We start from the raw sequence: 25766 nt of genomic DNA on the forward strand, positions 1-25766 counted from the left end.
TTTATATGTAAAATATTTTTGATTAGAAGATATTTAAGGAGTACTACGTTCATTGCATATTCTAGTATTAGTAAAGGAGTCTAAAGGTGAAGTCATATGTTAGGGTTTAATAATTATGATGAAAGAGAAATTAAAAAATTAGAAAAGAAAGCAGATAGCATTATTGCATTAGATAAAAAAATATCTATGTTATCTGATAAGGAATTATCAGGTATGACAAATATATTTAAAAAAAGATTATCTAATGGAGAAACATTAGATGATTTATTAGTAGAGGCTTTTGCTGTTTGTAGAGAGGCTTCTTATAGAATTTTAGGAAAAAAGCAATATAAAGTACAACTTATGGGAGGAATAGTTATTCACCAAGGTAGAGTTGCGGAAATGAAAACTGGAGAGGGAAAAACTCTTACTGAACTTTGTCCTGCATATTTAAATGCTTTAAGAGGAAAAGGGGTTCATGTAATAACTGTAAATGACTATCTTTCTGAGAGGGATAAGGAAGAAATGGAACCGTTATTTAATTTTTTAAATTTATCAGTAGGGCTAGTTATTGAAAGCACAGAAAATAGAAGGGTTGAATATAGAAAAGATATTACTTATAGTACAAATACTGAAATTGGCTTTGATTATTTAAGAGATAATATAGTTTATGAAGTTAAAGATAAGGTTATGAGAGCTTTAAATTATGTTATTATTGACGAAATTGACTCAATTTTAATAGATGAAGCAAGAACCCCACTTATTATAAGTACTGTGGGAGAAGAGTCAACAGATATTTATAAATATATAAATTCAATAATAAGTACTCTTCAGAAATCTGATTATGAAATAGATAGAGAAGATAATACTATTTTATTAAATGAAGATGGAATAGAAAAAGTAGAAAAGATGCTAAATGTAAAAAACATAGCTGATGTAAGACTTAGTGAGGTTAACCATATAATAGCACAGTCTTTAAGAGCAAATTTTCTTATGAAAAGAGATAAAGATTACATAATAAGAGATGGAGAAGTTGTTATTATTGATGAGGGAACTGGAAGAATATCAGAAGGAAGAAGATTCTCAGATGGGTTACATCAATGTTTAGAAGCGAAGGAAAATGTTGAGATAAATGAAGAAGCAAGAACTTTAGCTACTATAACTTATCAAAATTTATTTAAATTATATAATAAAGTATCAGGAATGAGTGGTACTGTAAAAACTGAAGAATGGGAATTTAAAGAGATATATGATCTTGATGTAGTTGTTATACCAACTAATAAAGAGATAAAAAGAATAGATTATAAGGACTTGGTTTACCCAACTAAAAAAGCAAAATTTAATGCTGTAATAAGAGATATAATATCAACTAATGAAGTTGGAAGACCTGTTTTAGTAGGAACATCTTCTATAGAAAATTCAGAGATATTATCTAGAATGCTTAATAAAAGAGGAATAAAACATAATCTTTTAAATGCTAAAAACAAGGCTGAGGAAGCTGAAATAGTAGCAAGAGCAGGTGAATATGGAGCTATTACCATAGCAACTAATATGGCTGGAAGAGGAACAGATATAAAAATAACAGATGCTATAAATAATTTAGGTGGGTTAAGGGTTATAGGAACAGAAAGAGCTGAAAGTAAAAGAATAGATAATCAGTTAATTGGTAGAGCTGGAAGACAGGGGAATAATGGGTCATCACAATTTTACATTTCTATAGAAGATGACCTTTTAGTAAATCATAGTAAGAAGAAATTTAGTAAAAAAGATGTTAAGACATCAATAGCTCAAATTAGGAAAGAAGTAGAGAAGGCTCAAAGGGTAGTTGGAGGTAAAAATTTCGAAACAAGAAAAGAAACTGTTAAATATAATGAAGTTATAAATAATCATAGAAAAATGATTTATAGAGAGAGAGATTTAATATTATTTGGTCAAGATATAAGAGTTAACATAACTAGAATGATTTTAGAATTAAATTCAGAAATAGTTAAGGAACTAGCGGAAGAATATAAAATAAAAAATTTAAATCAATTATCAAGTTTTAATAGAAAAATATTTATGGGTAAGTTACTAGAAAAGTTAGATTTACATTATAGGTATTCCTTTGAAGAGCAGTATAAGGAATATAAGTTTAATAAATTAAGCACTTTAGATGAATTAGTAGTATTTTGTACAGATGAACTTATAGAGTACTTTAATAAATTAATATTTTTAGATATAATAAATTTTGAAGAGCACATTAAAAGGACTATGTTAAGTATAATAGATGAAAACTGGGTAAGATATTTAAATAATATGGAGCTCCTTAAACAGAGAGTAAGAAGTGAAGTTTATATGCAAAAAGATCCTGTTCAAGTTTATAATAAAGAAAGTTTAAATATGTATAATGATTTAATTAAAGGTATAAAATATGACTTTATAGAAATGGTGTTTAAGGATATAATACCAGAAATCGTTATGGAATATAGTGAAAATTATTGCTCTTAAAATCTTCAAACAAAAGATAAAAGTGCAAAATTAGCAAAGGAGAATTAGTGTGAGGAAGAAAAGAATAATTTTATTAATGTCCTTAGGTCTTTCAGCTTTTGCCTTGAAGGGAGGAGCTACAGAAGTAGTAAATCATAAGCCTGTAAGCACTAATAGGGTATTATTGGTGGCTAATAATTCTCAAGGGCAAAGCATTGAATATAAGGATAACAATTTATCGGATATATCATCTGCAAATCCAGAACAGTTTGATAATCCACAAGTAGGTCCAAGGGGAATTCTTGAAAGAATGCAGTCTACAACTATAAATACAAAATATGGAGAAATGTCTATTGAAAGAGTTCAAGATGGGTTTCAATGTAAGAATTTAAGTAATCCGAATGCTCCAGTTTTGTTCGTATCAGCAGTTAATAATATATATGAAGTTGGTGGACAAACTGATTTAAAAGGATTTCTTAGTCCTAAAATAGTTAATGGACAAGGAACTATAATATTACCTAACGTAAATACTTCAGAAGCAAATTTTGGAGTAAAGTATGTGGAAGCTATAGGAACTAATGGAGCTATTACTATAGCACCTTTTATCTACAATACTGTTCAATTTAAAAATTCTGTTAATGTAAAAGCAGAAGGAGATATAAATTCTCTAACTTTAAATGATGTATTAGAAGGTCCAAGCAATGACTTGAAGCTTTATATAGCCAATTATGATAAAGGAAGTAAAGTTGTAACTATAGGTTTAAGTAGAGGGGTAGCATCTATTCAAAAGGCATTACCACTAACTATTGGAAGTAGTACAGATACAAGTAAAACAAACGTAGATACAGGAACTGCAAATCAAAATACATCTGCAATTCAAAAAAATAATGTGAAAGTACCATTATTAATACAGATATTATTAAGTAAGTGGACTTACATAATAGTTGGAATTATTTTAATTGCAATTGTTTCTTTTTTCTGTTTTACTGGATTATAAGTTTTCCTAAAAACTAATTTGAAAATATTTAATTTTTTATTATAAGAAAAGATTGTTGATATTTTATTTTTAGTGGAAGTGGTTACTATGCTTATGGATAAATTAGATGAAAATCATTAGAAATTTTAAAAAGTTTTTATATGAATTAAATCTTATTTTATAGAAACTGAGGTGTTACAATTGAAAAGGAAAAAACCGGCAGTAGGGGTTCTACTGATAATCATAATAATAGGAGTATTATTTTCGATTTATAAATATTTAAACTTTACTTATGGTACATATTTGAATTCTGGAATGGCATTTAGTACAGGGCAAGGAGCTATCAGTGAATTAAGCACAATGATAACAGGCGGAGACTGGACAAAAGCTATTTATAAAATGGGAAATTTAGAAGAAGAATATGATAAGGCCCATGCAATTAATAGTCAAGTAGTAGGATGGATTTTCATAGATGGTACAAATATAAACTATCCTATAATGCATGGGGAAGAGGATCAATATTACTTAACACATAACTGGAAAGGTGAACCTTATTGGAACGGAAGTATATTTTTAGATCATGCAAATAGTGGATTTAATAATGTATCATTAATAAATGGACATAACATGTTAAATGGAATAATGTTTAGTCAATTAACTAATTTTGAAAATAAGGATTTCTTTGATGGAAATCATGATATATACATATATGATGGATTAAATAAGAAATTAGAGAAATTCAAAGCTATAGGAGCAATTTATTGTGAACCAACCATAGATTTATCTTTAGGTAATTTATCACCAGAAGAAAGAACAGCAGAGGTAAATAGACTTTTATCTCAATCAATGTATCCTAAAGAAAATTATAATGGAAATAATGTATTACTTTTAAATACATGTCTTTCAAATGGTTCAGGAAAACATATATTAGTAATTGCAGAACAAGTTAATTAAATAGAAAATCTTAATAAAAGGTGATGTTTCAAAATTTACTTTGAGACATCACCTTTTTTATATATTTTAATAATTATAAAGTTCTTATTACTTCTACTTGATAGCCATCTGGATCTACTACGAAGTAGTATCTTGGTGGTTCTCCTGGAAGTCCTTTTAGTGGAGTTACTTTATAACCCATTTCTATATGTTTTTCTCTTAGTGCTTCAATATCTTCAACTCCGATTGCTGTATGGCTAAATCCATTTCCTATTTCATAAGGTTTTTCTTGATCATAGTTGTAAGTAAGTTCAATTTCGTAGCCACCTTCTTGATTTGAAAGATAAACTAATGTAAATTTATATTCTGGAAAATCTTTTCTTCTTGTTTCTATAAGACCTAAAGCTTCTTTATAGAATTTTAATGATGCTTCAAGATCTTTAACTCTAATACAAGTGTGTAACATTTGCACTTTCATTATGTTTCCTCCTAGTTTTAATTATTTTATAAGCTAATGCTCTTTTTTATAAGATACGCATAGCATTTAATAAAAACTTATAAAAGCTAAGTTTCTATTATAATTATATCATAAAGAGGGAGGAAAATAAGGAGCTGTATTAAATCAGCACCTTATTTTATATTACTTTTATAAATGTATTTTTTCATCTGCTGAGATAGCTATATAGGTACAAAATGCTGTGACCATTGAACTAGTACTAGAAGCTCTTTATTTTTGATCAATAGTTTCGTAGAAAAAATATTAGAGCTTCTTTACGTAAGTGAGTGGTCACAAATGATGAACCTATATAGCTAGGTAAAATGCAGAGAGGATGTATCTGTAATTTGATACATCCTCATATTTATAAAATAATATTAGCAATTAGATTTTGCTAAAGCTGCTAAAGAACTATTTCTTAAAGTAATATCACAAACATCTCCTTGATGAGAAATTTTAGAAACTACAACTCTGTAAGAAGCTCTACAGCAATCAAAAGAATTATTTGTATTTATATCTATTGTTGTATGAGTTACTGGAATATCTAGTTCAATAAAATCATCTTTGTCTAATCTAGCTGCTTGGGTAACAGAAAAAGTATCTATAACTTCACTATCATTATTGAAAACATTATTGCAAACTTTAACTATATCAAAAGTTATAGTAAATTTAGAAGTTTTAGACTCATAATCTGAACCTCTAAGTTTAAAGTGTAATAATGAATTGAAATCAAGCTTTACAAAAGGAAATTTTAAACAGCAAACATCAAATCTTCTTAATGTTACTAGAGTTGTAGGTCTAAAACAAGATCTATCTATCATAACAGGTCCATCATTTTTAGCAACATCAAATAATACTGGATGTGGGACAGGACTTAAAGAACGTCTACGATTTGTTCTGCAAAATTTTCTAGACTCACCACAATTAACGCAGTCTGGATCAAACCTTCTACTATCATCTGAACAAAATCTTCTACTATCATCGTCAAATCTTCTACTATCATCATCACATCTTCTTGAGTTCATAGATTCTTGACCAAAGTTATTATCTGGGTATTTACAATTCATTTGTGTACCTCCATATTATCTACAAGTATTTTTAATATATAATATGTTAAATGGTGCAAAAACGATACAAAATAAAAAAATATGAATTTTCTTATTTTAATATTTTTCCTAATAATTTTTTATTAGAATCAACAGCGATATCAACAATTCTAGGATTGTTTCTACTTCCATTTCCCTTTTCCTCAACTATATCTACATCATCATAGGTGTCAGGGATAAAAACTTGTTGATGTTGTGTAATGGTAATATGAAAGACTAAGGAGGTTAAAAGTACTTTATTATTTTCAGAATCCAAATCTATAATCTCGTCTTTTATATTTATGGAGTTTATATAACATTGAATTTTATATAAATCATTAAATTCATATAAACTATTTTCTTTAGAATTATATTGAGGATAAGTTGAATATTTTACTTTAATGATTGATTTAAAAGGTAAAATAAAGGTTGTTTTTATTTTTTCTTTATTAGTTATAACAAGTGCTGTTTTTGAAATTTCTCCTGAAATTAATAGGTCATTATTATTTGGAAGTAATTCAAAGGCCTTTAAAGATATCTTGTTATTCATATGATTAATAGATAGTATGGGAGATTTAAAAGGTAATTCACATTTTACAGTTGTGGTAAAGTCAGATAAAACAACTGGAAAAATAGCAATTAAAGGACCAGAACGACCAAAAATTAAGTTTTTTTTAGTGGTATAATTATTATAGATTATTTTGTTATCTTTATTTCTATTAATATTTTTCATAAATAAAAAGGCTTAAAGCCAATACACCTCACAATAATTATTAATATATAATATTCATAGAATTTACATGGGTTAATGATAATAGTGTTTTTTTAGGATTTTTTGTATTATAGATACATAGAATTAAGTATTGATTTAATAAGGAGTTTATATATGGATTTAGATAAAATTTTAAATTTAATAGAACCAGCTTATGAAAATTCACTTAAAGCTGCAATGAATAGAGTTAATGACTTAGCAAAGCCACCTAAAAGTTTAGGAGAATTAGAAAATATAGCTGTTAAGTTAGCTGGTATAACTGGTAAAGTAAATAATAGTATAGATAAAAAAGCTGTTATAATTTTTTCAGCTGATAATGGAGTTGTAGAAGAGGGCATTGCATCAACTCCACAATATGTAACCTTATCCCAAACTATTAATTTTGTGAAGGGAAAAACTGGTGTAGCAGCTTTAGCTAAGGAAAATAATACAGTTTTAAAGGTTATTGATGTTGGAATAAATAGTGATTATAAGATAGATGGAGTTATAGATAAAAAGATAAGAAAAGGTACAAATAATATAAGGTTTGGACAAGCTATGTGTAGGAAAGAATGTTTAAAGGCCATAGAAATTGGATTTGAATCAGTTAGAACTTGTTATAATGAAGGATTTAGTATAATTGGTGTAGGAGAAATGGGAATAGGAAATACTACTACAAGTAGTGCTGTTTTAATGGCTATTACAGGAGTTTCAGCAGAAGAGGCTGTTGGAATGGGAGCAGGCTTATCTATGGAAGGTTTTCAAAGAAAAAAGAAAGTTATAAATGAAGCTTTAAAGATTAATGCTCCTAATAAGGAAGATATTATAGATATTGTTTCAAAGGTTGGAGGTTTTGATATAGGGGCTATGATTGGTGCTTATATTGGGGCTGCATATTATAGAATTCCAATAATTATAGATGGTTTTATTTCTGTAGTAGCAGCTTTAGGAGCATCTATGTTAAATGAGAATATTAGGGATTTTCTTATAGCTTCACATTGCTCAAGAGAAAGAGGTTATAAGATAGCTATAGAAAAATTAAATTTAAAGCCTATGTTAAATTTAGACATGGCACTAGGAGAAGGAAGTGGATGTCCCATAGCTTTTTCTGTGGTAGGTTTTGCTTGTGCTATGATGAATAACATGGCTACTTTTAAGGAAGCAGAAATAGATTCATCATATTTAATGAAAAATATACTTGTATAATTAAAGAATAAAAAATATAAATAATTATATGAGGAAATAGCTTGTATTTTGTGCATAAAGGAGAAAAAAAGTATGATAAATTTTAAAGGTGAGGAAGGAATTATATTTAATTTTAGGTCTGTTGCTATAGTTATTGATGAAGGATTTATTCTATTACACAAAAGTAATAAGGATGATTTTTGGTCATTGCCAGGAGGGCGAGTTGAATTTGGAGAAAAAACAGAGGATACCGTTATTAGAGAGCTCAAGGAAGAGGTTAATGTAGAAGGAAAAGTTTTAAGACAACTTTGGTATGTAGAGGAGTTTTATAAATATAACGGTGAAAATTATCATGAAATAGGAACTTATTATTTAGTTAATGTAGATGATAAAATAAAGGAAAAGTATATAGAATATAAGGGGCAAGATGGAGAAAAAATACTTACTTATAAATGGTTTAAAATTGATGAAATAAAGAATATAGAATTATATCCTAAATTTTTGAAAGAAAAATTATCTAAATTACCAGAAAATCTAGAAAAAATAACTCATATACATGAAGGATAAAAAATGTAAAGGTTATCTTGAAAAAACATACAATTGATTATATAATTAAAAAAAGAATAAAAACTTTCAAAAAATTAAAATCAAATGATGAAGGGAGAAGCTACTTGACAAAATATCTGAAATTAATAGTTAAAGTGCTGAAGAAGCTTTAATTCTATTTGAATTAAGTTCAGTTTATAGATTAACAAAAGCTAGAAGTGATTATAGGAAAAATAAATGAGGATGTATTTGTCCATACTTTGAGTAGCAAAGATATAATAATGATAAAAATAGTTTTAACAGAAGATGAAAATTATGTTTATGTCAAGGAAAATAGTATAAGAGAGTTATTAAAAACTCATGTTCATTCTGGACAATTAGTTTTAGAAAAGTTTGAGATAGCTTTAACTAATATTTGTTCAATTGATAATTTTAATGAAGTATCAGTAAATATGAGTAGTATAAAAGGCATGTATTCTTTTGTGGATGAAGATAGTAAAATGCCACCTGTAGATAGAATTAATCCAGTCTGGATGGGATTCTTAAAATAGATAGTTTTTATCTGATATATAAATATAGTAATTAGAGCTCTTCATTTCTAATAAAAGTTATTTTAAATAACTTATTATTAGAAATGAAGAGCTTTTTTTGTGTAGATGAAAGTTTAAAATGATAAAGTTAAGTATCTAGCAAAAAGTGAAAATCATACCTGTAATTTTAATGTTTTTTATTTTGAATAAATAGTCTTTAATTAAACAAAATAAAATGAGATCTAATTATTATAAAGGAAAAGAGGGATCGTCTATGAAAAAATGGGAAAAACCTTTAATTGTTGTTAGTAAGTGCTTAGATAATTGTAATTGCAGATATAATGGCGAAGGATGTACTTGTAAAGCTTTAGAAGAACTAAAGGAATTTGCAGAGCTTATAGATATTTGTCCAGAGGAAGCTATAGGTCTTGGAACTCCTAGAAATGCTATAAGGCTTGTTGGAAATGAAAAAGAACATTTTTTAATAGATCCAAAAACTCTTAAGGACTATACAAAAACTATGAGTGAATTTGCAAGGGAGATATGTATTGATATTGAATATTTGAAGCCACAGGGGTTTATTTTAAGAACTAAGTCTCCATCTTGTGGAATAAATGATGTTAAAATCTATAGAAGCTTAGAGAAGGGTTCTGCATCAGTGAAAGGGAAAGGGATTTTTGGAGAGAAAATTTATGATGTTTTTAATTATTTGCCTATAGAAGATGATGGAAGATTAAAAAGTTTTAAAATAAGAGAAAATTTTTATATTAAAATATTTACTTTAGTTGCTTTTAAAAAAGTTTATGAAAGTAAAAACTTTGGTGAATTAGTAAATTTTCATGGAAATAATAAATTATTGTTTATGGTTTTCTCACAAAAGTTAACCAAGGAAATGGGACAACTAGTTAGTAATGGAAGATATAGAGATAAGAATAATATTTTTGATAAATATAGTTTTTTCTTAAATGAACTCTTATCTAAAGGTGTGAGTTATAGAGGATACATAAATGTATTCTATAAAATATTAGGATACTTTTCAAAAGAATTATCTAAGGAAGAAAAAAACTTTTTTCTAAGAAAAGTAGAAGAGTTTAGAAGAGGAAAAATACCACACAGAGTTATTATGACTTTAATAGAGGCTTATGCTATAAGATTTAACAATAAATATATGTTAAATCAGAGTTTATTAGAACCTTATCCTTATGAATTATTAAATTTAGATGATTCAGGAAAAGGTATAGAAAGATAAGAACTTTGTGTATTTAATAAACTTTAAATATTAATAATTTTAAATATTAAAATATGATTAAAAAATAAAAAACTGTCCAAAAGTGAATATATAAATTATGTAATGTTAAAATGGTTGAAAAAATAGGAAAAAATAACTATAATTTAATTAAAAAATAAGAACATATGTTCGATTTTTTGGAGGGTGAAATGAGGGGAGATTTAGAAAATTTAATAAGAGAAAGTAAAAATGGAAATAGATTAAGTACAGAAATATTATTAGAAAAATACAAACCTTTAATAAAAAAGGTTGCTTTTAATTATTATATAAAAGGTTATGAGAATGAGGATTTAATTCAAGTAGGATCAATGTGGTTTTTAGAATCATTGAAAAAATATGATTTAGAAAAGAAAGGGGACTTCAGTTCATATGTAATGAGAGCATTAAATAATAATATGAAGGCTTTAATAAGAAAAATGGCAAAAGAAAATTATGAGAAAAGTATTAATGATAATAATGGTGGAACTTTATCATTAGAAGATACTTTAGTGGACAATTTTGATATAGTTGCATATTATGAGAGGAAAGAAAAATTAGAAAGGTTAAAAAAAGCTATTGATTTATTAAACGAGGAAGAAAAAGAAATAATATATTTTATTTATTCTAAAAAAAGTGGAAATTTATCAAAATTATCAAGACGAGACAATATACCTTATGGAATTCTAAGAAAAAAGAGAGATAGAATTTTGGCAAAGCTCAGAAGATTCTTAGATTATTAAAACAATACAATAGAATAAAGTAGAAATTATTTTCTAGATGATGTAAAATAATAACTAAATTACTTAGAGTTTAAGGAAGTGACTTACAATGGATAAAAAGAAAATTTTAGATGAAATAAACGAAAGAATAGAGATGCTTGAAGCTATAAAAGTATCTGTTAGTGAAGCTTATGATAGAAATCTTATTTTGGGGAAATTAGAAGCTTTAAAAGCCATAAAAATGGAAGTTGATATATTAGATATGAACCCACATAGTTTAGCTGTAATATTAGAAGAAAAGTTTAGAAATAGAGAACTTGGAATAACTGGAAAATATGTGAGGGAAGGATTTGAAGCAGTAATAAATGAATATATAAATAAATTTAAAGAAGATTAGAAATATTTTTACTTTAATTTAATTTAATTGTTAATAATTGAGAGAAAATTTAAATTATAATTAAAGAAAAATTAAAATATAAAAAGATAATAATTTTCAAATGAAAATTATTAATATTTTAGTAAAACAAATCTAATTTAGTTATTATCTTGTTACTGTGTTATATAAAATGATAATAGAATGATAATTAAATTAGAGTTTTATTAACAAAAGGATAAATTATTGTTATATACGAGAGAATGGGTGAAAAATATTGTATAATTACAATGGTTAAACAGTATTTTAAACTAAGGTTTTTTAAAATTATTATTTGAATATTGCATTTAAAAAGAGGCGAGATTTTGATGGAAAGTATAGGAAAAAACAATAATGATTTAAAAGAAAAGAAAAAATATTATTTTAAGTTATCAGATGAGCAAGTAATAGCAAATTTTTTGCAATGTGAAAGTTTAAATGATAAAACTGTTAATACATTCAAGGAAGTTATGCCAAAAGCTAAAGATGAAGTTGTTAGTGAGGATACTATGGCATATAAAATAAATAAAAGTGGATTTTTCTTAGAATTATTAAAAGAAAGAGAAAAAGCTTTGCAATTTGCAAGTAATTAAAAATTATTATACAGCAATTATTTAATTTTATATTAATGATTTAAAAAGGGACTGTATGGAAAATAGATAGTTTTATTTATCTTCTTTCCATACAGTCCCTTTATTTGTTCTTCTACCATTTTATTTGTTTGTAACTGTACCTTTCTTTTTAGCCACACAAAGAGTAGTTATAGCTGTAGCAATAACAAGTGATCCAAAAATTAATTTTTTCATAGTATAAACCTCCTAGCGTATGTTTTTATTTACTTACTTATTTTATATATTAAGTATAAAATATAAAAAAATCTTTGTCTAATGCTATAAATTTTTTAATATTTAGGGATTTATAATGATTTATTATAAAGTAAAACAAAAGGATAAATATTATTAACTTTTTGTTAATAAAGTTAATAATATTTAAATGAAATTAAAAATAAATTAATATAGAAATGATTTTTATTTGTTGAAATTTTTCTTCAAAATAGGTGTATAGATAATACTTGATGATAGTTAATAACAAATATAAAATATAATTAACAGGAAAAGGTACAATATAAATGTTAAACAATAGAATAATATGAAATACCATAGATACTAGTAAGGGAATAAGAATTAGAGTAATTATAGAAAAGGGGAAGTATTATGTATCCAATTAAATTTAAAAGTTTATATTATGATAAAGTTTGGGGAGGTCGTGATTTAGAGAATTTTAGAAGTGATATTCCAGAAGGAAATATAGGGGAAAGTTGGGATATTGCTTGTCATAATAATGGGACTGGAATTGTTGAAAATGGAGAATTTAAAGGGATGTCCTTTAAAGAGCTTCTTGAGAAACATGGAGATGAAATAATGGGGAATTATAATAAGGGAGAGAAATTTCCTTTGTTAGTTAAATTAATAAATTCAAGGGAAAAGTTATCGGTTCAAGTTCACCCTGGAGATAAATATGCAGAAATTAATGAAGGGGATAGTGGAAAAACAGAAGCTTGGTATGTTATTGATGCAAAAGAAGGTGCAACTTTAATTGTTGGTACAAATGACTGTACAAAAGAAGAATTTAAAAATGCTATTAAAAATAATGAAGTTGAAAAATATTTAAATAAAATAGAAGTAAAAAGAGGTGATTGTTTCTTAATAAATAGTGGTTTAGTTCATGCAATTTGTGAAGGTGTAATTATTGCTGAAATACAACAAAATAGTGATGTAACATATAGGGTTTATGATTATGGAAGACCAAGAGAGATTCATGTTAAAAAGGCTTTAGATGTTATAGATTTAAATTTAAAGGCTGAAAATTTAAGAGGAAAAGAAAATTTAGGGGATGTTACAAAGGGTATTTTGCTTTGTGAAAATGAATATTTCGGTATAATTAAGTACAAAGTAAATGATGAGGTGAACTTAGAAGAAAATGAAAGATTTGCTATAATAACAGCAGTTGAGGGGGAAGGAGTTATAGTTGGAGAAGACTATAAAGAAATTCTGAAAAAAGGGGATAGTTATCTAATTCCTGCTAATATAGGACAATATAAGGTGCAAGGAAATGTGACAATTTTAAAGAGTTATGCAGTGTAATGGATAAAGAGTTTTTTAGAATTTAAAATAATTTTAAATTTTATTATTTTAGTGGAAGTTTCTAGGAAAATATATATAGTATTAAAGTTTTAGAAAAGTGAGAAAAATTTCAAAGTAAGGATTAAATAAGATATAAAGTGAATTAAATTGAAAAATCACTGAAAAAAGACCAAAAGACAATATCGACTTTAATCCAAGTAGGCTATATAATACCTTTGATGACTATATAAACATTTAGAACTAATGAGGAAAATAGGAGATGAACAAATGAATAAGAAGTCCTTTCTAAGGGATACTTTAATATTTATTCTGTCGGCAATAATAATTATTATATCTATTAAATGTTTAGGCAACAATAATTTGATGGTTGGAATAACAGGGCTGTTTTTATTTATAGCTATATTAAATAAAGATTTTTCAAGAACACCATTGAGGGGTATTATAAAAATATCATTTTTAATGGGATTAATAGCCTTTGTTCCATATTTAGCTAATTTAAATATTTATACTGGACTTGTGATAAATTTTTTAGCTATATTCTTTATTTTATATATTGTAGTATATACTTTAAACAAAACCATATATTTTCCCTTTGTTTTTGGATATACCCTATTTTTAACTACTGATGTATCTGGAAGAAATTTAGCTTTAAGAATTATTGGCTTAATTATCGTTGGTATAATAGCAGTTATATTTCAAATACTTTATACTAAATATACTTCTGAAAAATCTAATGAAAATAAAATTTTAACTGAAATGATAGAAGCTTTAGTAAGTAGTATAAATGATATAAAAATAGGTAAGAGTAATCTAAAATCCAGAGAGAGGATAAAAGAATTAAGTACATATTGGAGCAGAGATATCCTAGAAAAGAGAAATAATAGTTTCTATCTTAATGAAGATGAAAACATAGAATTAAACTTAATTGCTACTATTGAAAGGTTAGATAGGCTTTCTCAGAAAATAGGAGTTAAACTTAATACTGGGGAAGACAAATATGAAGAACTATTGAGTCATATGGAAGATTTGTTAAATTCATTAAAGAATTTTATTAATAAAAAAATAGACATAAAAGAACTTAATAAATCTATAGATAAAATGAATTTAGCCTATAAGCATGAAAAGTTAAATGATATTATCATTTATGAGGCTATAGAAGCATTAGCTGTAATTGATAAATTAACAGATGCACTTTTAGTAGTTAATTCGAAAAAATATGTTGGATATAAATTTGGATGGAAAGAAATTGTTGAAACTAAAAATTTACTTGTTTCTGATTTCAATAGAAACTCTGTAAGGTTTATTTTTGCATTTAGAACAGCTCTTATAGTATCTTTATCATATTTTGCTATGGAGTATTTCCACATACAATTAGCTAAATGGGTGATATTCACAATAACATCAGTATCACAACCATATAATGATACTATAAGAAGTAGAGCAAAAGGAAGAATCATAGGGACTTTAATAGGGGTAGTTATTTACTTACCATTAGCATCAGTGTTTACTACAGTAGATGAAAGGTTAGTAATAATAGGAATAGCTGCTTATCTTATGATTTTATTTAAAGAGTATTCTTACAGTACAGCAATGCTAACAGTACTATTTTTAGGTGTTATTACTATTGATGTTCAAAATATAATGGCATATGTTGAAGATAGATTATTCTTCGTTGCTTTAGGTGTAATAATAGTATTATTAGCTAATAGATTTATATTCCCTTATAGTTTAAGGAAAGAAACAAAAGCTTTAGTTGAAAAATACTACAATACAGGTAATGAAATTATAGAAAAAACAATGCTTTTATATAAGAAAAAGAATGTTAAAGATGATATAATAAATCTTATATTAGAAGCACAGGGCTTTGAAAATAAAATATTACTAAATAACGTGGCTTTAGATAATGATTTATTAAGAGAATTTAGAAATAACCAAAGAATACTTCTTAATAACGTAAATACCATTTTAAATAGAGTTGAATATTGTGAAATTAATTTAAAAGAATCAATGGAAGGTAAATTAAAGAATCTTAACTCTATGAGAGATGAAATTGAAAAAGAACTTGAGGTAAATAATTTAGATACTGAAAATATATTAAATAGATATTGTAATTTAGCACACAATACTACAGAAAAATTAATATATATAGATGTTTATGAAATGATTGTGGCAAAATATAAATGTGCTAGAATTAAAGATCATTTAATGGCAACAATATAACATAATAAAATATTTACCTAATGACTAGTAGCTGCAATGTTCCAGATTAAGATGGAGTATTGCAGCATTATGTTTTTAAAGATAAATTAATACAATACAATATAATATAAGTATATTTATTTGACCTAAGGGAGATGACAAAAATGAATAAAAAAGCCTTTATGGCTAATAACCTTATATTTATTATTTCTTTAGCATTTGTTTATATGTCAATAGAACATTTAGGAAGTAATAATTTAATGGTTGGAATTACAGGGATGTTTTTATTAATAGCTATTGTAAATAAGGACTTTTCAAGGAATCCTATAAGAGCAATAACTAAAATATCATTTTTAACAGCTTTTATAGCACTTGCACCCTACCTAGTAAATTTAAATATATATTCTGGATTGATTATAAACTTTTTAGTTGTATTTATAATGATATATTTAGTTGTGTATACTTTAAATAAAACCATATACTTTCCTTTTTTATTTGGTTATACATTACTTTTAACAACTAATGTTTCAGGAAAGAACTTAGATTTAAGAATATTAGGAATGGTTTCTATTGGAATAATAGCTGTTATATTTCAAATAATTTTTTCTAAAATAATATCTAAAAATACTAATAAAAACAAGGATTTAATAGAGATAATAGATTTACTTATTAAAACTATTGATGATTTTAAATTAGAAAATTTAAATTCAAACAATAAGGAAGCTTTAAAAGAAAGAATCACTTATTGGAGTAGAGATATACTAGAAAAAAGAAATAATAGTTTTTATTTAAGAGATGTTGAGAACATAGAGCTAAATTTAATTGCAGCCATTGAAAAATTAAGTAGAGTATCTCAAAGAATGGCTGAAGAGAATAAGGATACATATAGTGATTTCCTAACAGATTTAGAGAAAACTTTAGGATATTTAAAAGACTCTTTGGAAAAAGGTCTAAAGGAAAATAATTTTGGAATATTAATAAATGAAATTAATAGTAAATATGAATTATTAAAAATAGAAGATATAAAAGTTTATGAAGGAGTAGAAGCTTTAAATGTAATTGAAAGATTAGTGGACAAGCTTTTAGAAGTAAAAAAGAAAGATTATATAGAGATTAAATTTGGAAAGAAAGAAATTATAGAGACAAAAAATTTATTGATTTCTGATTTCAATAGAAACTCTGTAAGATTTATTTTTGCATTTAGGACAGCTCTTTTAGTGTCATTGTCATATTTTGTAATTCAGTATTTTCATATAGAGTTAGGAAAATGGATGCTATTTACTATAACATCTGTGTCACAACCTTATAATGATACTGTTGAAGGAAGAGCTAAGGGAAGATTATATGGGACTGTAGCGGGAGTTTTAATTTATCTTCCATTATCTTATATGTTTACATCAGTTCATTCTAGAATAATCATAATAGCTATAGCTGTATACTTCATGATTTCATTTAAAAAATATGCTTATAGCATATCTATGTTAACAATATTATTTTTAGGGGTTGTAACTATAAATGTACCTAATATATTAGCCTTTGCAGAAAGTAGAGTGCTTTTTGTAGCTTTAGGAATAGTAGTAGTTCTTTTAGGAAATAAATTTATATTCCCTTATAGTTTAGAAAAAGAAACAAGGATTTTAATAAATAAGTATTATAATTGTTGTAATGAAATTTTAGATAAAACTTTATTATTATATAAGGAAGATGGCATAAGGGAAGAAATAAGAAACTTAATAATTACAGCTCAAGGTATAGAAAATAAAATTTTATTAAATAATACAGCACTAGATAGTAATATGATAAGGGAATTCAGAAATGAATCTAGAAACCTTTTAAATGATATACATAATGTATTAAATAGAGTAGAATATCTAGATAGCGACTTAAGAAGAAATGGCTATGAAAGAATGAATATTATAGCTGAAATGAGAAAAGAAATTGATAATGAAAAAGATAAAAAAAAATTTAGATAATATATTAAATAAATATATTAGTTCTGTTAAAAAGACAAGTGAAAAGCTAATATATATGGATGTATATGAAATGATAGTATGTAAAAATAATTGTGAAGAGTTAGTGTATAACTTAGGAGTTTCAAAAACAGTATAAGAAATGATTGCATAAGACTTAATTCGGATAGAGTTTTACTCTAACTGAGTTAAGTCTTAATTATTTAGTAACTTATATCTGTTTATTTTAGACTTATAAAATATTACAATATTGCAAACGCTAGTTATTAGATAAAAATTAAAATTATTTTAATTTTAATTTTTGAGATGAAGGTGCTAATAGTCTAGGCTACTGCCTATAATAGGATTAAAATATGTATTTAAGTTTAGAAATGAGAAAAAAACATTAAAAAATATTAATAAAATGTTACTAAATTTAAAATAAAAAATGTATAAATAGGATAAGATAAAAAGGAAAATAAAGAGGAAATGGACGGATTAGTAGATTTATGAAAAAAGTAAGCCCAATAATGAGAAGGCATAGAATTTTTTCTATAATATTTGGAATAATGTTATTAATAACCTTAGGCTTTATATTATATGGAATAGATACAGGTTATTTAAATAAATTTTCTGAGAGGGAATTATGGCAGTTAAGAAAGAACTTTGCTGTAGCTTGAGCTATATTATTTGCAGGTTCTGGTCTTTTATTTTGTGTTAGAGTATTTTTAAAATACACTACAGTAAAGGGATTTGAAAGTTTTGCAAGAAAAATAAATTTAAAGGTATCTCAAAGTTTTAATGAGAGTTTTTTAGAGGGAGATTTAATTAAAGCTTTAAGAATATTAATGGTAATTATAGGGAAAATAGTTCAAAATCTTCATGTTATTTTTGCATTATTAGGAACTATATGTATATCAATTCATGTTTATATTGCATTTACTATGAATATTAAATTTACTGTTGGATATATAGCTGGATATATTGCTTTAGTACTTTTAATTCTTCTTGTTTTATCATCAACAAGAAGAATATTTAATAAAGCAATTAAAAGTCATAAATGGCTTGGAGTATGGTTTATTATATTTATGGGAATTCATTTATTATTTGTAAAACCTTAAATTTTTAAAGAGCTATCTAGAGTTTACGAAGTAGATTCTAGGTAGCTTTTTTTATAGATTGAGGATTAATTGAGATAGGATTAAGGTTTTATCTAAATTTTAAGGGAGTTATGGAGGGGACTGAAATTGTTTATCTTCAGTTTATAGAATAATAGATTATTACAAATACTAATTATTAGGCAAAGTTTTTATGAAATAGGAGGTTTTTTTGTATGTTATGCTTTAGTGGAATTGGTGGCGCTTTTAATGGGGAATTAGGAAATAATAGTGCCTTTATTAAAAAAGGGAAGTCTTTATTTATTATTGATTGTGGTGGAACTGTATTTAGTAGACTTGAAAAGAGTGGATTATTAAAAGATGTTGAAAATATTTATATAGCTATAACTCATACTCATTTAGATCATATTGGAAGCTTAGGTGACTTAATACTTTATTGCCATCATATCTTAAAAGGAAAGGTGAGTATATTTTTCCCAGATAAAAATGTTATAGAAAAATTTCTTGAAATAGCAGGTGTTGAAAAGAAGCTTTATAAATTTCATAATGATATTTCAGAAGTAATAGAAGATAAATATTTAGGAAGTTTAAAAATAGATTTCAAGAAAACTTTACATGTTAAAAAAATCAATAGCTTTGGAATTTTTATAGAATATGATGGAAGAAAGGTATATTATAGTGGAGATAGTAAAGAATTAAAAAAGGAAATAGTACATATGCTTCAGAATAATGAAATAGAAGCTATATATCAAGATACTTTTAGTAAGGACTTTGAGGGAAGTGCTCATTTATCCTTTAAAAAGCTTAAGGAAATAGTACCTAGAGAACTTAGAAATAAGGTTTTTTCTATGCATTTAGATAAAGATTTAGATATTAATAATGTGATTTCAGAAGGATTTAATATTGTTAATGTAGATGAGAGAATAAAATCTTGATGTTGATAAAGGTAGACTTAATTCATAGAAGTAAAATTTCCTTTGAAGTTTAAAAATTTTAGCTAGGAACTTATATTTACCTTAGGATTATAGAAAATTAGAACATTACAGATATTAATTACAAGATAAAAGTTTAATAAAATAGATGTAAAATTTAACTTATGATAAGTATATTATAATTAAAGAGATATTTTGGAGATGTTAATTTGGTTATAGTTAATAAAAAACAAGAGCTTAGAGATGCTTTAAAAAATAAAGAAAAAACTATACTTATTAGAGGAAAGCTTGCAAGAAAAGTAAGTAAGCTAGAGAAATTTAAAAAAGCAGAAAAATGTGATGAATTATGTGAAAATCTTAGTAAAGTTAGAGCTGTAGCTACAATGAGTTCCCTAGGGGTACCGGTTGTTGTAGCCATAACTTTAATAATAACTTTAGGAGTCGTTTCTATAGTAGCTATACTAAAGAATTACACTATTAAAGTAAAGAAGGGGGAAAAAAGTGGTTTTGAGGTAGAACTAAATAAAGAATAAGCTTAGCTGACAAGGAAAACCTATGATTTGATAAGTGGAAGTCACTCAGCACATTTAGTGCTGAGCTTCTTTTTAGTTATAAATTGAATCATGGCTAGAGGTTGTAATACTCCTAGTAGAGGAGAAGCAGCCTAACCCTTCTAGATAAGGTAGACTAAGCAATCAGATAGAGTAAAAACTCTATCTGAATTAAGTCTACCTTTATGATATAATAAGATTTAGTATATTTTAAAGGAGTGAGATAGTTGAATATAGAGGAGTATAAAATTATTCTAGCTAAGAATATGAGCTCTAGTAATTATAAAAAGGGAAAAAGATGTTTTAATTCGAGACTTGTTAAAAGTATTAATGTTAATGAAGATAAAGAGTTTAATGCTTTAGATATATACGGTAAGGTTAGTTCTGAAAGTAGTCTTAGTGAATATTCAACTAATATTTCCATAGATTTGAATAATAACAGTTTAGTTTATACTAGTTGTGATTGTATGGATTTTGAGAAAAATAGTGATCTTCATTCTTTATATTTTTGTAAGCATTTAGCTGCAACAGGATTAGCTTATTTAGAGAAAATGAATAAAAAGCTAAATGAAGAGAAGTTCTCTATTTGGAAGGATAAAATTTATGATGCTAATAATTACAATAATGGCTTAACTAAAAAGGTGAATATTGATGATGGGGAAGATTTTGGAGAAAGATTCTTAAAAGACCTTAAATTAAAAGAGGATAATAAGACAATATTGAATATAGAAACTTATATGACTTTAAGTACTGATGATATTTATGATGGTATTAAGTTTTATGAAGTAGGCTTTAGAGTAGGTTTAGATAAGCTTTATGTTTTAAAAGATATAGAAGCTTTTATAAATGCAATGGATAAAGGACTTAACTTGGATTATGGGAAGAACTTTTCTTTCAATGGAAAAATTCATCATTTTTCTGAAAAAGATGAAAGATTAATTAATTTTATAAGAGAACAAATTGATTTAGATAATATGTTTAGTAGTAGCTATAGAAGATATGGTAGCGATTTAATTAAGGGAAAAACTTTAAAACTATTACCTAGTTCTATGAGAAGATTTCTAAAAATAATTTCTCATAGAGGAATTAATATAAATTATGATGGTGAGGAAAAACTTTATTACATAAAAGAAGAAAATATACCTTTAGAGTTAGAGATAGTAGAAAATGAAAATAATATTGAAATAAAAAATATAATGGAGTCTACACCTAAAATATTAGATTCTTATGGAGAAGTTTATTTATATGAAGGAAATATCTATCTTATAAATAGAGAACAAAAAACAGTTTATGGTAAGCTTCATAAGGAACTTTTAAGTAAAGATAGCATAGCCTTTAAAAAGGAAGCTATAGGAGATTTATTTACATATGTTGTACCTAAAATAGAGGATGGAGCAAAAAATATAAAAATAGATTCAAATATAACAAAAAATATGGTAAGGGAAGATTTAAAATTAGAGTTTTATTTAGATAAAAGTAGAAGCAGTATTTGGTTATCTATGAAGGTTATTTATGGAGATGAAAGCTTTGATTATATAAAGGGATATAATAAAGAAAACTTAATAATAAGAGATTTATTAAGAGAAGAAGAGGGAAAAGAGCTTTTAGAAGAATATAAATTCTTCATTGAAGGTGATAAATTTGTTTTTAAGGGAAGTGATGAGGATTTATATTATTTCCTAAAGGATGGTATAGAAGAATTAGAGTCTTTAGGTGAAGTGTATTATTCAGAAAGTTTTGCTAGTCAAAAGCTTTATAAGGGTTCATCCATTAAGGCAGAAATAAAGGAAAGTAATCTAGGATATTTAGAATTTAATTTTAATATAGGTGACATGAAGGATGAAGAGATAAAAAATATATTAAAAGCTTTAAAGGTAAATAAGAAATTTTATAAGCTTAAAAGTGGAAGTTTTATAAATTTAGAGGATAGGATTGTCACTGATTTCTTGAATATTTTAGATGATTTAACTATTGATAATAATTCTTTTAAAAGGAATATGAAAATCCATAAAAATAGAGTGTTATACTTAAATAAAGAATTAACAGATAGTTCAGTAATAGAAGGAAGAAAAATATTAGGAGATTTAGCTAAAGACATAATAGAAAACAAAGAAATAGATTATAGTATACCAGATTTACTTAATGGAACTCTTAGAGATTACCAAAGAGAAGGATTTAAGTGGTTTAAAAATCTAAGTACCTATTCCTTTGGAGGAATATTAGCTGATGAAATGGGACTTGGGAAGACTATTCAAACTATAGTATTTTTATTATCAGAACCAAATAAAAAAACTATAATAGTAACCCCTACTTCACTTATTTATAATTGGAAGGATGAATTTGAAAAATTTGCACCTTCTATGAAAGTATTACTTTTACATGGAAATAAAAGTGAAAGAGAAGAAGGAATGAAGGTCTTTGAAGATTATGATGTAATTTTAACTACTTATGGTACTTTGAAAAATGATTTTGAATTTTATAAAGATAAAAGCTTTGATTTTTCAATTATAGATGAAGGGCAAAATATAAAAAATTACAGTTCTTTAAGTAGTGAAGCTGTAAAAGCAATAAATGCAAAAGTAAAGTTTGCTTTAACTGGTACACCTATAGAAAATAATTTAATGGAACTTTGGTCAATATTTGATTACGTAATGCCTACATACTTATATAATAAAAGTAAGTTTCAAGATAAATTTATGGGGAAAGATGGAGATATAAATAAGCTTAGAGCAATGATAAAACCATTTATTTTAAGAAGATTGAAAAAAGATGTAATGTTAGAATTGCCAGAAAAAGTTGAGAAAAAGTTCTTTATTGAAATGAGTGAAGGACAAAAGAAGGTTTATAAAGCCTTTGCAGAGGATGTTAAAAATAAACTTTCAAGTGGAGAAGAAGATAACAATAAAATAACTATACTTTCTTATTTAACAAAGCTTAGACAAATATGTTTAGATCCATCTTTAGTTATGGAAGATTATGATGGGGAAAATAGCAAGTTAGATGTTGCTATGGAGATAATACTAGATAGAATAGAGAATAATAAAAAGATATTATTATTTTCACAATTTACATCAGTTTTAGATGTGATTAAGAGAAAGCTTGATGAAGAAGAAATAGGTTATTATTATTTAGATGGTGGAACAAAGGCTAGTTCTAGAATAGAAATGGTTAATAAATTTAATGAAGATGAAGAAAAAAATATATTTTTAATTTCTTTAAAGGCTGGAGGAACAGGTTTGAATTTAACAGGAGCTTCAACAGTTGTGCACTTTGACCCCTGGTGGAATCCAGCTATAGAAGACCAAGCAACAGATAGAGCACATAGAATGGGGCAAAAAAATTCTGTTGAGGTTATTAAATTAATAGGTAAGGGAACTATAGAAGAAAAAATATTAAAGTTACAAGAAAGTAAAAAGGAAATAATAGATAACATAATGGGAAGTAATTATGAGAATGGAACATTGTTAAGTTCTCTGACAGAGGAAGAAATATTAGAACTATTTAATTAATAATGAAATTAATATTTCATTTTATAAAAAAAATGCATAAATTTAATTAAAATATAAAAATAATATTTATACAGTTTAATATATGGGAAAATAGATTTTTGAGCCTTGATTATTTATTTAAGTATCTAAATAATCAAGGTTTTATTATTATTTCATCAAAAGGATAAAAAGGATTTTTTGATAAAAGGGTATATAATATATATTTATTAACAATAAATTTAAAAAAAATTAATTATTCATTACGTGAATTTAAAAAATATATAGATTACTTATGAAGTGAATAAGTAGTGAGCTTTGGTAGTGTAGGAGGAAGGTATAAAAAATGAACTTAAAGGAAAAAGACATAGATAAAATATATGAAGAAGTAAGTCCTTTTGAATTTAAAGATATACTTATGGAATTAGCAAAGGAAAACTCAAAAGAATCTGATGAAATACTAGATGCTGGTAGAGGAAATCCTAACTGGGTATCAGTTACACCAAGAGAGGCATTTTTCACTTTTGGATATTTTGCAATGGAAGAATCAAGAAGAGTTTGGAGTGATTCTTATTTAGGTGGAATGGCCATTAAAAAGGGAATACATAAGAGATTTGAAAAATTCTTAGAAGATAATAAAAACTTAAAATCCATTGATTTATTAGAAGAAATGATAAATTACGGTATTAAAGTAATGGGTTATGATGGCGATGAATTTATCTATGAATTAGTTGAAGGAATAATTGGAGATAATTATCCATCACCAGATAGAATGCTTGTGTATGTTGAGGATATAGTACGTCAATATTTAATGAAAGAATTACAATATAATAAGGAGAAGGGTGGAAATTTTAATGTCTTTGCTGTTGAGGGTGCTACAGCAGCAATGTGTTATGTCTTTGATTCTTTAGTAGCTAATCATCTTTTAGAGAAAAAAGATAAAATAGCTATTATGGTTCCAGTATTTACACCTTATTTAGAAATACCTTTACTTCCAAATTATGATTTTGAAATAGTACCAATAAAGGCTAAGGAAGCTTCTATTAATGGTTATAGTTTATGGCAATATCCAGATAGTGAATTAGAAAAATTAAAAGATAATGATATAAAGGCTTTATTTATGGTTAATCCAGGAAATCCAAGTTCTATGGCCATAGATAAAGAAGGTATTAATAAAATTATAGAAGTCATTGAAAACCATAATAAAGACCTTATGGTAATATCAGATGATGTATATGGAACTTTTGTTGATGATTATAAGTCATTGATGTCTGAACTACCTTTTAATACTTTAGGAGTATATTCTTATTCAAAATACTTTGGAGTTACAGGTTGGAGATTAGGAACTATAGCATTACATGATAATAATATATTTGACAAGCTTTTAAGAGAATTACCAAAAGAGAAGAAAGAAGATATAGCAAGAAGATATGCTCAAATGACACCTAATATTGAAAAAGTATCGTTCTTAGATAGAATTGTTGCTGATAGTAGACAAGTTGCTTTAAATCATACAGCAGGACTTTCAACTCCCCAACAAGTTCAAATGGCGTTCTTTAGTTTATTATCATTATTAGATAGTAAAGGTGAGTATAGAAGGCTAACAAATAGAATATGTCATAAGAGACAAAAGTTATTCTATGAGGGATTAGGTCTTGAGATTAAGAGATGTGAAAATGATGCAGCATATTATGCAGAGCTTGATTTTATAGAGTGGTCAAAGTGTCATTATGGAGAAGAATTTGCTACATACTTAAAGAATCAGTATAAACCTGTTGATATATTAACAGAATTAGCTGATAAATATGGAATAATTCTTTTAGGTTGTGGTGGATTTGAAGGACCAGAATGGTCAGTTAGAGTATCATTAGCCAATTTAAATGATGAGGATTATGTTAAAATAGGAACAGCGCTTCATGACATAATAAAAGAATATATTGATTTGTTTGAAGAAGCAAAAGTTTTAGTGTAATTTTTTAAATATTCAAAAGATTGTATTATAAATAGAAATTTTTGATTTTTATTTAGTTAATACAGTCTTTT

At 25.9% G+C, this 25766-nt stretch carries 23 protein-coding genes; 20 read left to right on the forward strand and 3 right to left on the reverse strand.

The genetic code is table 11. The features are described from left to right. The first annotated feature begins 96 nt into the window (after positions 1 to 96). The 3 genes from secA (at position 97) to ARA19_RS07485 (ending at position 4375) form a co-directional block, all read left to right on the forward strand. Positions 97 to 2466, forward strand: a complete 2370-nt coding sequence (gene secA, locus ARA19_RS07475; protein WP_055070356.1) for a preprotein translocase subunit SecA — start codon at positions 97 to 99, stop codon at positions 2464 to 2466. Between the two features lie 49 nt (positions 2467 to 2515). Continuing rightward, complete coding sequence (locus ARA19_RS07480; protein ID WP_055070357.1) at positions 2516 to 3442, forward strand: hypothetical protein; 927 nt, start codon at positions 2516 to 2518, stop codon at positions 3440 to 3442. A 180-nt stretch (positions 3443 to 3622) separates the two neighbouring features. Further along, positions 3623 to 4375, forward strand: coding sequence for a class B sortase (locus ARA19_RS07485; RefSeq protein ID WP_055070358.1), 753 nt, complete (start codon positions 3623 to 3625; stop codon positions 4373 to 4375). Positions 4376 to 4448: 73 nt separating this feature from the next. On the opposite strand, the gene gloA is transcribed toward ARA19_RS07485, so the two are convergent. The 3 genes from gloA to ARA19_RS07500 all read right to left on the reverse strand — a co-directional run bounded on the left by gloA (position 4449) and on the right by ARA19_RS07500 (position 6668). Continuing rightward, positions 4449 to 4832, reverse strand: a complete 384-nt coding sequence (gene gloA, locus ARA19_RS07490; protein ID WP_055070359.1) for a lactoylglutathione lyase — start codon at positions 4830 to 4832, stop codon at positions 4449 to 4451. Between the two features lie 395 nt (positions 4833 to 5227). Further along, positions 5228 to 5917: a DUF4489 domain-containing protein gene (locus ARA19_RS07495; RefSeq protein ID WP_055070360.1), complete on the reverse strand. Its 690-nt coding sequence runs from the start codon at positions 5915 to 5917 to the stop codon at positions 5228 to 5230. 91 nt (positions 5918 to 6008) lie between these two features. After that, complete coding sequence (locus ARA19_RS07500; RefSeq protein ID WP_055070361.1) at positions 6009 to 6668, reverse strand: hypothetical protein; 660 nt, start codon at positions 6666 to 6668, stop codon at positions 6009 to 6011. 153 nt (positions 6669 to 6821) lie between these two features. Between ARA19_RS07500 and cobT the strand changes: the two genes are divergently transcribed. The 17 genes from cobT (at position 6822) to aspD (ending at position 25695) form a co-directional block, all read left to right on the forward strand. After that, entirely contained in the window at positions 6822 to 7892 is a 1071-nt protein-coding gene (gene cobT / locus ARA19_RS07505) for a nicotinate-nucleotide--dimethylbenzimidazole phosphoribosyltransferase (RefSeq protein WP_055070362.1), read from the forward strand. A gap of 72 nt (positions 7893 to 7964) precedes the next feature. Next, positions 7965 to 8438: an NUDIX hydrolase gene (locus ARA19_RS07510; RefSeq protein WP_055070363.1), complete on the forward strand. Its 474-nt coding sequence runs from the start codon at positions 7965 to 7967 to the stop codon at positions 8436 to 8438. Between the two features lie 197 nt (positions 8439 to 8635). Continuing rightward, positions 8636 to 8968 (forward strand): hypothetical protein, encoded by a 333-nt coding sequence (locus tag ARA19_RS07515; protein WP_147574379.1) that lies wholly within the window; start codon positions 8636 to 8638, stop codon positions 8966 to 8968. A gap of 253 nt (positions 8969 to 9221) precedes the next feature. Beyond that, positions 9222 to 10196 carry a YbgA family protein gene (locus ARA19_RS07520; RefSeq protein WP_055070365.1) on the forward strand — a complete coding sequence of 325 codons (975 nt, stop codon included), beginning with the start codon at positions 9222 to 9224 and terminating at the stop codon, positions 10194 to 10196. 188 nt (positions 10197 to 10384) lie between these two features. After that, on the forward strand, positions 10385 to 10954 hold the full coding sequence (locus ARA19_RS07525; RefSeq protein WP_055070366.1) for a sigma-70 family RNA polymerase sigma factor: 570 nt from the start codon (positions 10385 to 10387) through the stop codon (positions 10952 to 10954). Positions 10955 to 11042: 88 nt separating this feature from the next. Next, positions 11043 to 11330 carry a hypothetical protein gene (locus ARA19_RS07530; protein ID WP_055070367.1) on the forward strand — a complete coding sequence of 96 codons (288 nt, stop codon included), beginning with the start codon at positions 11043 to 11045 and terminating at the stop codon, positions 11328 to 11330. Between the two features lie 344 nt (positions 11331 to 11674). Then, positions 11675 to 11938, forward strand: coding sequence for a hypothetical protein (locus ARA19_RS07535; protein WP_055070368.1), 264 nt, complete (start codon positions 11675 to 11677; stop codon positions 11936 to 11938). Between the two features lie 621 nt (positions 11939 to 12559). Then, positions 12560 to 13489, forward strand: a complete 930-nt coding sequence (gene manA / locus ARA19_RS07540) for a mannose-6-phosphate isomerase, class I (RefSeq protein ID WP_055070369.1) — start codon at positions 12560 to 12562, stop codon at positions 13487 to 13489. A 267-nt stretch (positions 13490 to 13756) separates the two neighbouring features. Next, positions 13757 to 15709 carry an FUSC family protein gene (locus ARA19_RS07545; RefSeq protein ID WP_055070370.1) on the forward strand — a complete coding sequence of 651 codons (1953 nt, stop codon included), beginning with the start codon at positions 13757 to 13759 and terminating at the stop codon, positions 15707 to 15709. Between the two features lie 143 nt (positions 15710 to 15852). Beyond that, positions 15853 to 17661: an FUSC family protein gene (locus ARA19_RS07550; RefSeq protein ID WP_055070371.1), complete on the forward strand. Its 1809-nt coding sequence runs from the start codon at positions 15853 to 15855 to the stop codon at positions 17659 to 17661. Next, positions 17633 to 17797, forward strand: a complete 165-nt coding sequence (locus ARA19_RS17545) for a hypothetical protein (RefSeq protein ID WP_157452237.1) — start codon at positions 17633 to 17635, stop codon at positions 17795 to 17797. The genes ARA19_RS07550 and ARA19_RS17545 overlap by 29 nt, the downstream gene beginning before the upstream one ends. Before the next feature lie 349 nt (positions 17798 to 18146). Further along, positions 18147 to 18317: a hypothetical protein gene (locus ARA19_RS17550; protein WP_157452238.1), complete on the forward strand. Its 171-nt coding sequence runs from the start codon at positions 18147 to 18149 to the stop codon at positions 18315 to 18317. Positions 18318 to 18485: 168 nt separating this feature from the next. Further along, a complete protein-coding gene (locus tag ARA19_RS07555) occupies positions 18486 to 18758 on the forward strand; it encodes a hypothetical protein (RefSeq protein ID WP_055070372.1) in 273 nt (90 codons plus the stop codon). Between the two features lie 212 nt (positions 18759 to 18970). Next, positions 18971 to 19690: an MBL fold metallo-hydrolase gene (locus ARA19_RS07560; RefSeq protein WP_055070373.1), complete on the forward strand. Its 720-nt coding sequence runs from the start codon at positions 18971 to 18973 to the stop codon at positions 19688 to 19690. 206 nt (positions 19691 to 19896) lie between these two features. After that, positions 19897 to 20220 (forward strand): hypothetical protein, encoded by a 324-nt coding sequence (locus tag ARA19_RS07565; protein WP_055070374.1) that lies wholly within the window; start codon positions 19897 to 19899, stop codon positions 20218 to 20220. Positions 20221 to 20465: 245 nt separating this feature from the next. After that, positions 20466 to 23747, forward strand: a complete 3282-nt coding sequence (locus tag ARA19_RS07570; protein WP_055070375.1) for a DEAD/DEAH box helicase — start codon at positions 20466 to 20468, stop codon at positions 23745 to 23747. A 322-nt stretch (positions 23748 to 24069) separates the two neighbouring features. Next, complete coding sequence (aspD, locus tag ARA19_RS07575; protein WP_055070376.1) at positions 24070 to 25695, forward strand: aspartate 4-decarboxylase; 1626 nt, start codon at positions 24070 to 24072, stop codon at positions 25693 to 25695. The last annotated feature ends 71 nt before the right edge of the window (positions 25696 to 25766 follow it).

Source organism: Clostridium massiliamazoniense, assembly GCF_001403635.1.
GTDB lineage: Bacteria > Bacillota > Clostridia > Clostridiales > Clostridiaceae > Sarcina > Sarcina massiliamazoniense.

Bases quoted from the DNA above. Each gene is read 5' to 3' on its own strand.
- secA (WP_055070356.1), top strand. From the start codon at position 97: ATGTTAGGGTTTAATAATTATGATGAAAGAGAAATTAAAAAATTAGAA.
- gloA (WP_055070359.1), bottom strand. From the start codon at position 4,832: ATGAAAGTGCAAATGTTACACACTTGTATTAGAGTTAAAGATCTTGAA.
- ARA19_RS07495 (WP_055070360.1), bottom strand. From the start codon at position 5,917: ATGAATTGTAAATACCCAGATAATAACTTTGGTCAAGAATCTATGAAC.
- ARA19_RS07500 (WP_055070361.1), bottom strand. From the start codon at position 6,668: ATGAAAAATATTAATAGAAATAAAGATAACAAAATAATCTATAATAAT.
- cobT (WP_055070362.1), top strand. From the start codon at position 6,822: ATGGATTTAGATAAAATTTTAAATTTAATAGAACCAGCTTATGAAAAT.
- ARA19_RS07510 (WP_055070363.1), top strand. From the start codon at position 7,965: ATGATAAATTTTAAAGGTGAGGAAGGAATTATATTTAATTTTAGGTCT.
- ARA19_RS07520 (WP_055070365.1), top strand. From the start codon at position 9,222: ATGAAAAAATGGGAAAAACCTTTAATTGTTGTTAGTAAGTGCTTAGAT.
- ARA19_RS07525 (WP_055070366.1), top strand. From the start codon at position 10,385: ATGAGGGGAGATTTAGAAAATTTAATAAGAGAAAGTAAAAATGGAAAT.
- ARA19_RS07530 (WP_055070367.1), top strand. From the start codon at position 11,043: ATGGATAAAAAGAAAATTTTAGATGAAATAAACGAAAGAATAGAGATG.
- ARA19_RS07535 (WP_055070368.1), top strand. From the start codon at position 11,675: ATGGAAAGTATAGGAAAAAACAATAATGATTTAAAAGAAAAGAAAAAA.
- manA (WP_055070369.1), top strand. From the start codon at position 12,560: ATGTATCCAATTAAATTTAAAAGTTTATATTATGATAAAGTTTGGGGA.
- ARA19_RS07545 (WP_055070370.1), top strand. From the start codon at position 13,757: ATGAATAAGAAGTCCTTTCTAAGGGATACTTTAATATTTATTCTGTCG.
- ARA19_RS07550 (WP_055070371.1), top strand. From the start codon at position 15,853: ATGAATAAAAAAGCCTTTATGGCTAATAACCTTATATTTATTATTTCT.
- ARA19_RS17545 (WP_157452237.1), top strand. From the start codon at position 17,633: ATGAAAAAGATAAAAAAAAATTTAGATAATATATTAAATAAATATATT.
- ARA19_RS17550 (WP_157452238.1), top strand. From the start codon at position 18,147: ATGAAAAAAGTAAGCCCAATAATGAGAAGGCATAGAATTTTTTCTATA.
- ARA19_RS07555 (WP_055070372.1), top strand. From the start codon at position 18,486: ATGGTAATTATAGGGAAAATAGTTCAAAATCTTCATGTTATTTTTGCA.
- ARA19_RS07560 (WP_055070373.1), top strand. From the start codon at position 18,971: ATGTTATGCTTTAGTGGAATTGGTGGCGCTTTTAATGGGGAATTAGGA.
- aspD (WP_055070376.1), top strand. From the start codon at position 24,070: ATGAACTTAAAGGAAAAAGACATAGATAAAATATATGAAGAAGTAAGT.